The organism is Anabaena sp. AL93 (assembly GCF_001672085.1).
Classification (GTDB): domain Bacteria; phylum Cyanobacteriota; class Cyanobacteriia; order Cyanobacteriales; family Nostocaceae; genus Dolichospermum; species Dolichospermum heterosporum.
The window spans coordinates 1-10,407 of record NZ_LJOU01000141.1; the positions used below are offsets into that span (position 1 = coordinate 1).

Genomic DNA, 10,407 nt, shown 5'->3' on the forward strand with positions numbered 1-10,407 from the left:
TATTGCCTATTGCCTATTGCCTATTGCCTATTGCCTATTGCCTATTGCCTATTGCCTATTGCCTATTGCCTATTGCCTATTGCCTATTGCCTATTGCCTATTGCCTATTGCCTATTGCCTATTGCCTATTGCCTATTGCCTATTGCCTATTGCCTTCTTCCTGACAACTGACAACGAACAACTGACAAATGAAATTACTAGTTAGCAATGATGATGGAATTTCTGCTTTGGGTATTCGTACCCTAGCCAACACTTTAGCAGCAGCGGGTCATGAAGTGACAGTAGTTTGTCCAGATCGAGAGCGATCGGCAACAGGACACGGATTAACTTTACTGCAACCAATTCGCGCGGAAATAGTAGAATCTGTTTTTCATCCTCATATTAAGGCTTGGGCTTGTGATGGTACGCCTTCAGATTGTGTAAAATTGGGATTATGGGCTTTATTAGATTCTCCACCCGATCTAGTGCTATCTGGAATTAACCAAGGGGCAAATTTAGGGACAGAAATCCTCTACTCTGGGACTGTTTCTGCCGCCATGGAAGGAGTCATTGAAGGTATTCCTAGTATTGCTTTTAGTTTAACCAGTCATACTCATAAAGACTTTCAAACAGCGGCTAAATTTGCCGAAATCCTAGTTGCTAAAATTGCCGCCCAACCACTGCCAGAATTGATGTTACTGAATGTCAACGTCCCCCCCCTATCTTGGGAAGAAATAGCTGGAGTTACTTTTACCAGACAAGGAGTACGACGTTACGTAGATGTTTTTGATAAGCGAACTGATCCCAGAGGTAAAACTTACTACTGGTTAACTGGAGAGGTGATCGAAGATGTAGAACCACCTATAGAATTAAACTTACCAACCCACATTCCCCTTGATGTTCATGCCATTCAAAAAAAATATATCAGTATTACTCCATTACAATATAATTTGACTTATGGGCATGGACTTAATCAGCTATCTGGGTGGGAATTTGAATTTCCCTAGATTTAGGCATTTTCATCTCAGCTAGAAAAAATTATTTTCAGTGACTTTACTGGATTTTGACTAGCTATTACTTAAGTAAATGTAGGAGTCTAATAATGACATTGAAGCCAAAGTGCTTGCAATTTTGAAAGCCGAGTATGTTGTTTTCAGTAATAAAATTTGTAAAATAGCATACACTTAAATCAATAAGAAGTCCTGTGTTTTCATGATTCCTTTGCTCAGTCTAGCCAGTCAACAATACCCATGTCTAGGATAGAAAACCAATTTAATGTGCAGTTTTGGGGCGTTAGGGGCAGCATCCCCAGTCCAGGGCTAGATACAGTCCGCTACGGAGGTAATACTCCTTGTGTCTCCATGCAGGTGGGCGATAAACGACTAATTTTTGATGCGGGGACAGGATTGCACATTTTAGGTAAATCCTTATTGTCCCAAATGCCAGTAGAGGGGCATTTATTTTTTACCCATTCCCACTGGGATCATATTCAAGGATTTCCCTTTTTTACCCCAGCTTTTATTAGTGGTAATAAATTTGATATTTATGGAGCGATCGCCCCAGATGGTTCTACTATAGAACAGCAGTTAAATGACCAAATGCTGCATCCTAACTTCCCTGTACCATTACAGGTTATGCAGTCTAATTTGACTTTTCACAATGTGCAAATCGGACAGCCCATCAATATTGATGACATCATTATAGAAACCGCTGATTTAAATCATCCCGGTAAAGCAGTAGGATATCGAGTTAATTGGCGAGGTAGTGCTGCTGTCTATATCACGGATACTGAACATTATCCTGATCATTTAGATGAAAATGTCTTGTGGTTAGCTCGCAATGCTGACGTACTCATTTATGATTCTACCTATTCTGATGAAGAATACAGTAATCCCAAATCCCCTAAAATTGGTTGGGGACATTCCACTTGGCAAGAAGCTATAAAAGTTGCTAAAGCTGCTAATGTGAAAACCTTAGTAATTTACCATCATGATCCAGACCACAATGATGATTATTTAGATCGTGTCGGTGAAGATGCTTGTGCGAGTTTTCCCGGTGCAATTATGGCGAAGGAAGGACTAGTTATCCCAGTTAACAAAGAATTTTATCCTCAAAACGGCTGGATTGTCTGATTCTAAAGGTAGGGGGTAGAAACAGCTTGATAATTTCTACCCATAACTATCCATATATTACTGTTTGTCCAAGTCTTCAATAAGTTGATCAACAAAATCCCTCAACCGTTGCTGCCAATCAGGGACGGTTTTAATTTTTTCCCTGACTCCAGGTAAAACCTTAAATTGCAAGGGTGATTTATCGTAGGCTACTTGATTTTGTGGTTTAAATTTAATCCGAGGCATTGCTAAATCTTAATATGTCTGATATACTAGATATCATAGCACAACATTGAAGGTCGAATCAATGCTTTTATCATTCAAAACTGCACTAATTCCAAATAACCGACAGATTACAGCTTTTCGCAAGGCTTCTGGAGTCGCTAGACACGCTTACAACTGGGCAAATGCTCAAATCATAGATATTTTAGCTACTCGCAAAGAAGGCGAAAAACTTAAATTACCATCAGCGATTGACTTGCATAAAAAGTTAGTCGCCGAGGTTAAATCTGAACACGCTTGGTATTACGAAGTTAACAAAAATGTCCCACAAAAGGCGTTAACTGACTTACGCCAAGCATGGGATAGGTGTTTTTCCAAAACATCGAAACAACCCCGATTCAAGAAAAAAGGACAGCACGATTCTTTTTATTTAGAGTCAGGGACTAAGGCGAAACCGTTAATTAAAAACGATGGTAAAAGAATTAAATTACCGTCAATCGGTTGGGTACGATTAGCCATACCTTTACCAATTACCGCAACTCATAACTGTGTAATTTCCCGACAAGCTGATAGATGGTTTATTTCTGTCAAGTACGAGATTGAAAAACCTCCTATACTTGCAGACAGACCGACCATCGGCGTTGACGTAGGAATAAAGGAGTTAGCAGTTTGCAGTAATGGTGAAATATTCAAAAACCCCAAAGCCTACCGCCGGATGAGTAAACGCATGAAACGTTTACAGCGTAGCGTTACCCAGAAGGTCAAGGGGTCTAATAATCGTAAAAAAGCTGTGAGAAAATTGGCTAAATTACACGCCAAAGTTTCTAATATTCGCAAGGATTCTATTCACAAATTAACCTACTATCTAGCTAAAAACCACAGCATAATTAAGATAGAAGATTTGCACGTTAAGGCATTTTTGAAGAACCACAAATTAGCAGGTGCAATTGCAGATTGTGGGATGTATGAATTTAAAAGGCAATTAGAGTACAAAACTGAGAAGTTTGGCAGTGAATTAATCCTTGTAGATAGATTCTTTCCTAGTTCGCAAATATGCTCTAAGTAGGTGAACACAATAAAACCAAACTGTGTAAAGAAATGTAAAATCGCCTAAACCCTCTTCACTCTTGCCTCTTGCCTTTTGCCTTGCCATAACGACAATTTTCAACGCCAACCTACTTAACTGCGGTAATCATCGTCATAAAATGCCATTAAAAAGCCGCGTTTATGTTTGTCCTGATTGTGGACATACAGAGGATCGTGACCTCAACGCAGCTAAGAATATTGACCGATGGTTTGTGGATATTTTTATCCCTGTAGCGTAGCGGTTCTTTTTAGGAACTACGGTCAGAAACGGTAAGTTCTACCGAGATTGCCTGTGGAGCGGGCAAACAAGATTGGAAGTCATTCTAAGACCGCGATGAAGCAGGAAATAAACACTAAGATTATTGCTGTCCAGATGTGTCTAGACTTTGGTAATTTTGGGTAAGTTTTATAGAACGGATATCCTCAATTTTCCAAATCCGACAAAGAAAAATGCACCTAAGTAATGGGACAGAATTAATTACACAATTGATTTTTCTGTTCCCTGTTCCCTGTTCCCTGTTCCCTGTTTCCTGTTCCCTTGCCCCAACGACAATTTTTAATGCCCACCTACTTACTATATGTTAGAGAAAAGACTGTCATGGTTTGAAAGTGCTTTACAAATAAAAGGATCAGTCATTGCGGCGATTTACAAACGGGTGCTTTTGTGTGGTGCTTTTGGAGTTTTAATTTCCATACTTTATCATCTGAAAATTCCCGTTTCTCAACCAATTTTAGGGACTGTTATTCCCAGCATCGTTTTGGGTTTGTTATTAGTATTTCGTACTAATACAGCCTATGAACGTTTTTGGGAAGGGAGAAAATGCTGGGGGGCAATAGTCAATACTATCCGTAATTTAGCTCGACAAATTTGGGTATCTATTGATGAGAAAGAACCAGAAGATAAAGATCATAAAATTGAGGCTTTAAACTTACTTGTGGCTTTTGGCATAGCGACAAAACTACATTTACGAAGTGAACCTATAAATAGTGATTTAGAAGCATTAATGCCAGATTCTAAATACATCACTCTGAAGATTATCAATAATCCGCCTTTAGAGATTGCCTTTTGGGTTAGCGATTATTTACAACAGCAATATAACCGTAATTGCATTAATAGTTATCAACTGACATCTATGCAGGAACTATTAAATATATTGGTAGATAATTTAGGTTCTTGTGAACGAATTTTAAGAACACCAATGCCGCTGGCTTATGCTATTCACCTCAAACAATTATTATTGCTGTATTGCTTCCTATTGCCATTTCAAATCGTCCAGAGTCTTGTGGACTGGGTTAATTTCTGCTTTGGTTAGCTTTACGTTGTTAGGTATTGAAGCCATTGGGTTAGAAATTGAAAATCCCTTTGGTTATGACGAAAATGATTTACCTTTAGACGCAATTTGCACGACTATGAAACGAAATATTGATGATTTAATCACCTTAACTCCTACTGTGCATAAATAATGAAATTTTAAATGGAACTGGAAATAGAAGCTATAAATGGTGATACTACCTCAACAAATGCTTGAGTATATTCATAGGGCATAACATTCTTGCCAATGATTTTGACTCCCTGACCTTGAGGTAAACAATTCAAATAATATGTTAATCTTTCATCGGGAGTTTCTGGTTTACTTTCTTTACTAATGCCGCGAGCTTTTTCTCCCACAACTAATAATGTGCGGTGAGGAATTGAAGCAATATCATGACTATAATCCCTTTGCCAAAATCTGGCTAAAAAAGCAAATACAGCATAACGCCCATTCATATTCTTAGCATCTGCCATGAGAGTATTTAGCCATTCATCATCAACGTTTTCACTGAGAGCAAATAATTTTTCAGATGAGAAAGAATGTAAAAATTTGCGGGTACGGGCATAGCGAAAAAAGGCATTACCTATGGGAGATGTAAAAATACTCCAAAGTAAGTTCTGTTGCCATTTGGGGGCATTTTTAGTAATAACTGGACGAGAGGTAGGATCAGATAATACTAACCCGGCAATTAGGTCTTTTTCTAGTTTCACTAATTCAATGGCAACTGGCAATAAAGCCCCTTGAACTACGATAATAACGGGTTGTTTAATTACAGTTTGCAAAAAGTATTGTAGCTGTTTTGCCCAGTTAATTGGTGTATGTGCTAAGGCTGGCATATCACTTTCACCACATCCCAATAAGTCGGGATTGTAGATATAATTTTGGTGATTTTTATCATACCATTCTCGGCAAAATCGTTGCCAAAATTGCCGTGATAAACCTACACCGATAGGATGAATTAAAAGTAAAGGAATGCCTGTTGCTGGCGAATTGATAGGTTGATGAATTTCGTAAGCACAGCGATAGTTTTGCCAAGAATAATACTGGGTTGGCAATGCTGTTCCGTTGTTGATTGTAGCTGATGACATGATGATAATTGGGAATGGGGGCTAAAAAATTATTTGCGGGTGAATGAATTGATATCCAGCATCTTTAAGCTTTTGATTGGATACCCAGGCATTATAGGGGCGGATGTTTTTATTATCTGCATCCCAAATAACTTTAGGTAAATTGTTTTTTGTCATCACATTATCAAGTAATTCTTTATTTGTCAGATGACTATCATCTACAAGATTATAAATGCCTTGTAAGCGATGCTCACGAGCAAATTCTATGGTGTTAACAATATCGTCAAGATGAACCCAATTGGTGATATCTTCTCCATTTCCGGGACGAGTTGTTCCTGCGGCTCTACCAAAGATTTTTTCCAGTTCTCTACCCGGTCCATAAATACCACCTAACCGTAAAATACAAATGCGGGTGTTTTCATTGTTTGCTGATAATAATATATCTTCTGTTTTTCTGAGTAGTTGAGAATTGCGATTAGCTGGGGCTGGCGGGCTTTCTTCATCTACCCAGATACCATTTCTGTCTCCATAAATTGAATAACTACCTGTATAGATGACTTGGTGAATATGAGGAAATTGGGGTAAGAGAGAAACTAGATTTTTCGCAGTATCTACATAAGTTTCTTCATAAGAATCTGCATTTTTTGCCCCGACACTTAATAAAACAATTTCTTGATTTTTTAATACGGCTTTCAAACTTTCTAGATTATTACCTGATGTGACAATAACTCTTTTTGCTACTGTTTCTAAAGTAGGAATACGTTCTGGGCTAGTGGTAGTTGCGGTCAGCATAAAATTACTGTTTGACTGCCAATATTTGCTAACTGCACAACCTACATAACCACAGCCAATAATTGCAATGTTCATGATCATTAATAGAACTAAAATAAATTATTTTTAACAATTACCAGTCAATCGTCAATAGTACAGGAATCCAGAAGTTTCTGACTAATAAGTATTAGTTTTACTTAAAATTTTCTGCCTATTCAAATATATAACCTGAGAAGGAAGCCACATTGATCATTAAATTTTGTGAATACAGCATTCCTATTTTGTATGTAAACTTGACTTCGGGAGTCAAAGAGCAGGAAGTAGATTCTCTCACATATTATGGATTATGGCTATATTATTAATTTTAATGGCTATAACTAAGTAGGGTTTGCTGAAAAAGTTGTCTGTGAGGTCAGGAGTATGGCTAACGCCACGCTAGGAGGTAGGGGCGCAGGGCCTGCGCCCATTCAGGAGTATGGCTAACGCCACGCTGCGCTATCAGCAAGCCCTAAGGGACTTCCAATTAAAAAAATACCCAAAAATTTCTTGTGGTGCGGGACGAATTGCCCGCTAATCATCAAGGACGGGCAGGATGCCCATCCCACAAAATTGGGTAATTTATTTTTTGGTGTTCCCTAAGTAGGTGAACGGAAAAAAACCAAACTCTGTAAAGAAACGTAAAATCCCTGAAAACTTCTTTACTCTTGCCTCTTGCCTATTGCCTATTACCTATTGCCTATTACCTCTTACCTCTTACCTCTTACCTCTTGCCTCTTGCCTCTTGCCTCTTGCCTCTTGCCTCTTGTCTCTTGCCCCTTGCCTCTTGCCTCTTGCCCCTTGCCTCTTGCCTCTTGCCTCTTGGGATTGTTTTCAGGTATGAATTATACCATCAGGCATGATGGCTCCAGCTAATTTAGCTCCAATCAATTTTACCAGCAGGCGATCGCCTGAACGAATTCTCGCTCCTGTCAAATCAGCGCCCCGCAAATCAGCACCGCTAAGATCCGCACCAATCAAATTAGCCGAGCGTAAATTGGCATCTCTTAAATCCGCTAAGAGTAAGTTAGCTCTAAATAAATTAGCTTCTGACAAATCCGCACCTCTGAGAATCACCTTGTGCATAAAGGTATCACTAAGATTAGACCCACTTAGATTGGCATAGCTCAAATTTCTGCCTGATAAATCCCGGTTACTCAAATTAGCACGACTAAAATCTTTACCGCTTAAATCTGAATTTGGCTGTGGTTGTTGATAAGTTGTGTGTGGTGGATAAGAGTATGTAGATGATGGTTTATTGGCTTGAGGTGCTGGAGAATAAGCGCGAGTGGGCTGGTTATCCCGTAAAGATCGCAGTTTATCACGAGCTTCATTAAATAATTTCAGCTTTTCCTGGGCTTTGTGTTGCAAGCGCAGATTGTCTTTAGGCAGACGGTCTGGATGCCAAACAAACACTAAATCTTTATAAGCCTGGTTTATTTGTTCGAGTGTAGCCCCTGGCTCTAATTCTAAGATTCTGTAGTATCGCTCCAGTTCGCTCGTCATGGTGTATTGATGAATATTAATTAATAATTGAACAAATGATGAGTTATGCGGTTATTTTTTCAGTATAGCGACTGATTACTACACTTCGTTTCGTAATGCCTCTGGCACGCTGCGCGAACAGAATGACATTGGGCATTTCTTTTTGTGGAGTTCTCTTAAGAGTTAATAGGGGAAATTTTTCACTAAAACCGTTCTTTTTGCGGGAAATAAATCTGATAATTTTCCTGCAAATTCACTATAAGATGTTTCCGCCTGCGTTTTGCACCTTCCCCAGCATCGAGCGGTAGTTAAAGAGGCTTGTTTTTGTTAGCAAAATTTTAGGCTAAAATGTAATGGTTAATTTGTTACAAATCTGCCTAAATTACTATATTCTGTAAACTCAGGTTTGAGTTTATTCTCAACTGAGTTCTAGTTAACATATTTTCCAAGCGGACTTTATATGTCCTTCTACCCTCAAATTAAGCAATTTTTCCTCGGTAAATCCTTACCAACGAGCGCCCATAGCGAAGAACGATTGAGCAACGCGGCAGCTTTGGCGGTTCTTTCTTCTGATGCTCTTTCCTCTGTGGCTTATGCAACAGAAGAGATTTTGCTCGTTTTAGTGACAGCAGGAAGTGGCGCTCTCGGCTTGTCTCTACCCATTGCGATCGCAATTATCGCCCTTTTAGGCATAGTTGTTCTTTCCTATCGGCAAACCATTCGTGCTTATCCTAATGGCGGTGGTTCTTACATTGTCGCTAGAGAAAATTTGGGTCTTTATCCAGGACTAGTGGCTGGTGGTTCGCTGATGATTGATTATATTTTGACTGTCACTGTCAGTATATCTGCGGGTACAGCGGCTTTAACATCAGCAATTCCTGCACTCCAATCTCATACAGTGCTTCTGTGTTTGATTTTCATTTTCTTATTAATGCTGGCAAATCTTAGAGGTGTCAAGGAATCAGGACAGTTGTTTATGGTTCCGACCTTTGCCTTTATTGTGAGTATTTTTCTATTAATTGGCATTGGGCTGTTTAAATATAGCACTGGGCAAGTTCCGGCAGCATATCCTGCTCTTCCTGCTACGGAAGGAATAAGTTTATTCTTCATCTTACGGGCTTTTTCGGCGGGATGTACAGCATTGACGGGGGTGGAAGCAATATCTGATGGGGTATTAGCTTTTAAAGCCCCAGAATGGAAAAATGCTCGGCTAACTCTGTTGTATTTAGGGGTGATTTTGGGATTTATGTTTGTGGGTATCACTTACCTAGCAAACATTTATCATATTGTTCCCGAAGATGGACAAACAGTAGTTTCCCTCTTGGGAAGAGTAATTTTGGGGACAGGACCTATTTACTATTTTCTGCAAATTGTTACCCTGTTGGTTTTGATGTTAGCTGCAAATACCAGTTACGCGGATTTTCCTAGACTGTGTTATTTTCTGGCACGAGATGGATTTTTACCCCGTCAGTTGTCCCTATTGGGCGATCGCTTGGTCTACTCCAATGGTATTATTCTCCTCAGTAGTTGTGCGGGAATTTTAGCGATTATTTTCAAAGGTGAAGTTAACGCCATTATCCCTCTCTACGCAGTGGGTGTATTTACTTCTTTTACCCTTTCCCAAGCTGGCATGGTTCGTCACTGGTTTCAAGGACAAACTAGCAATTGGCGTGCAAGCGCACTCATGAATGGGTTGGGAGCATTCGCTACTCTCATTGTATTGTTCGTGATTATTTCTACAAAGTTCATCTTAGGTGCTTGGTTAGTTGTAGTAGCAATTCCGTTAGTCGTGGCTTTATTTGCAGCCATTCATCAACATTATCAATATGTAGCCCAACGTCTGAGTATTCAAGATTTAGCACCCCGCAGTTATATCTCCATTCCCAAACCAGCGGTTATCACTCACCCTGCGGTAGTCGTGGTCGGACAACTGAACCGAGGCACAGTAGAAGCTTTAGACTATGCACGGACAATTGCTGATGAAATTGTGGCTGTTCACGTAGATATTGGGTCTACGAACCGGGAAAAACTTCAAGAAAAATGGCAAAATCTCCAATCGGATATTCCTTTGGAAATTATTGACTCTCCCTATCGTTCTGTAATTGACCCAATTGTGGATTTTGTTACTCAGTTTAAAGAACTTCATCCAGATGTTTTTACAACTGTGATTATCCCAGTTTTTGTACCTCGTAATTGGTGGGATAGTGTTTTACATAATCAAACCACTTTGTTTTTAAAGAATGCTTTACGAGCTAAGAAAAATCGTATTGTCACAACTGTTAGATATTATTTATAGGGAACAGGGGGCAGGGGGTAGGGAAGTAGGGGGAGTAGGGA

The 10,407-nt window shown here is 39.4% G+C and carries 9 protein-coding genes and 2 pseudogenes; 7 read left to right on the forward strand and 4 right to left on the reverse strand.

The annotated features are described in order from the left end of the window. The 3 genes and pseudogenes from AN486_RS24670 to AN486_RS24680 all read left to right on the forward strand — a co-directional run. Positions 1 to 205 (forward strand): annotated as a pseudogene (locus tag AN486_RS24670) (hypothetical protein); the annotation flags it as partial. Beyond that, entirely contained in the window at positions 189 to 986 is a 798-nt protein-coding gene (gene surE, locus AN486_RS24675) for a 5'/3'-nucleotidase SurE (RefSeq protein ID WP_027400770.1), read from the forward strand. The pseudogene AN486_RS24670 and the gene surE, both read left to right, overlap by 17 nt. Before the next feature lie 243 nt (positions 987 to 1,229). After that, the gene (locus AN486_RS24680) at positions 1,230 to 2,111 is read left to right on the forward strand and encodes an MBL fold metallo-hydrolase (RefSeq protein WP_290602869.1); all 882 of its coding nucleotides are present in this window, start codon (positions 1,230 to 1,232) and stop codon (positions 2,109 to 2,111) included. Positions 2,112 to 2,168: 57 nt separating this feature from the next. On the opposite strand, the gene AN486_RS24685 is transcribed toward AN486_RS24680, so the two are convergent. Beyond that, a complete protein-coding gene (locus AN486_RS24685; RefSeq protein ID WP_168634134.1) occupies positions 2,169 to 2,336 on the reverse strand; it encodes a hypothetical protein in 168 nt (55 codons plus the stop codon). A gap of 61 nt (positions 2,337 to 2,397) precedes the next feature. Between AN486_RS24685 and AN486_RS24690 the strand changes: the two genes are divergently transcribed. From AN486_RS24690 to AN486_RS24700, 3 genes and pseudogenes are all read left to right on the forward strand, one after another. Continuing rightward, entirely contained in the window at positions 2,398 to 3,378 is a 981-nt protein-coding gene (locus AN486_RS24690) for an RNA-guided endonuclease TnpB family protein (protein WP_290602870.1), read from the forward strand. 61 nt (positions 3,379 to 3,439) lie between these two features. Beyond that, on the forward strand, positions 3,440 to 3,637 hold the full coding sequence (locus AN486_RS24695) for a zinc ribbon domain-containing protein (RefSeq protein ID WP_290602872.1): 198 nt from the start codon (positions 3,440 to 3,442) through the stop codon (positions 3,635 to 3,637). A 339-nt stretch (positions 3,638 to 3,976) separates the two neighbouring features. Then, positions 3,977 to 4,862, forward strand: a pseudogene (locus tag AN486_RS24700) (bestrophin family protein). Between the two features lie 7 nt (positions 4,863 to 4,869). Here AN486_RS24700 and AN486_RS24705 read toward each other — a convergent pair. The 3 genes from AN486_RS24705 to AN486_RS24715 all read right to left on the reverse strand — a co-directional run bounded on the left by AN486_RS24705 (position 4,870) and on the right by AN486_RS24715 (position 8,091). Then, positions 4,870 to 5,799, reverse strand: a complete 930-nt coding sequence (locus tag AN486_RS24705) for an alpha/beta hydrolase (protein WP_199924425.1) — start codon at positions 5,797 to 5,799, stop codon at positions 4,870 to 4,872. A gap of 21 nt (positions 5,800 to 5,820) precedes the next feature. After that, complete coding sequence (locus tag AN486_RS24710; protein ID WP_053541257.1) at positions 5,821 to 6,645, reverse strand: SDR family oxidoreductase; 825 nt, start codon at positions 6,643 to 6,645, stop codon at positions 5,821 to 5,823. 774 nt (positions 6,646 to 7,419) lie between these two features. Continuing rightward, complete coding sequence (locus AN486_RS24715) at positions 7,420 to 8,091, reverse strand: pentapeptide repeat-containing protein (RefSeq protein ID WP_053539058.1); 672 nt, start codon at positions 8,089 to 8,091, stop codon at positions 7,420 to 7,422. Between the two features lie 439 nt (positions 8,092 to 8,530). On the opposite strand from AN486_RS24715, the gene AN486_RS24720 reads away from it, so the two are divergent. Beyond that, a complete protein-coding gene (locus AN486_RS24720; RefSeq protein WP_290602873.1) occupies positions 8,531 to 10,366 on the forward strand; it encodes an APC family permease in 1,836 nt (611 codons plus the stop codon). Positions 10,367 to 10,407 lie beyond the last annotated feature (41 nt).

Excerpts from the sequence above, each read along its gene's own strand:
- AN486_RS24720 (WP_290602873.1), top strand. The coding sequence starts at position 8,531 with ATGTCCTTCTACCCTCAAATTAAGCAATTTTTCCTCGGTAAATCCTTA.
- surE (WP_027400770.1), top strand. The coding sequence starts at position 189 with ATGAAATTACTAGTTAGCAATGATGATGGAATTTCTGCTTTGGGTATT.
- AN486_RS24680 (WP_290602869.1), top strand. The coding sequence starts at position 1,230 with ATGTCTAGGATAGAAAACCAATTTAATGTGCAGTTTTGGGGCGTTAGG.
- AN486_RS24690 (WP_290602870.1), top strand. The coding sequence starts at position 2,398 with ATGCTTTTATCATTCAAAACTGCACTAATTCCAAATAACCGACAGATT.
- AN486_RS24705 (WP_199924425.1), bottom strand. The coding sequence starts at position 5,799 with ATGTCATCAGCTACAATCAACAACGGAACAGCATTGCCAACCCAGTAT.
- AN486_RS24685 (WP_168634134.1), bottom strand. The coding sequence starts at position 2,336 with ATGCCTCGGATTAAATTTAAACCACAAAATCAAGTAGCCTACGATAAA.
- AN486_RS24710 (WP_053541257.1), bottom strand. The coding sequence starts at position 6,645 with ATGAACATTGCAATTATTGGCTGTGGTTATGTAGGTTGTGCAGTTAGC.
- AN486_RS24715 (WP_053539058.1), bottom strand. The coding sequence starts at position 8,091 with ATGACGAGCGAACTGGAGCGATACTACAGAATCTTAGAATTAGAGCCA.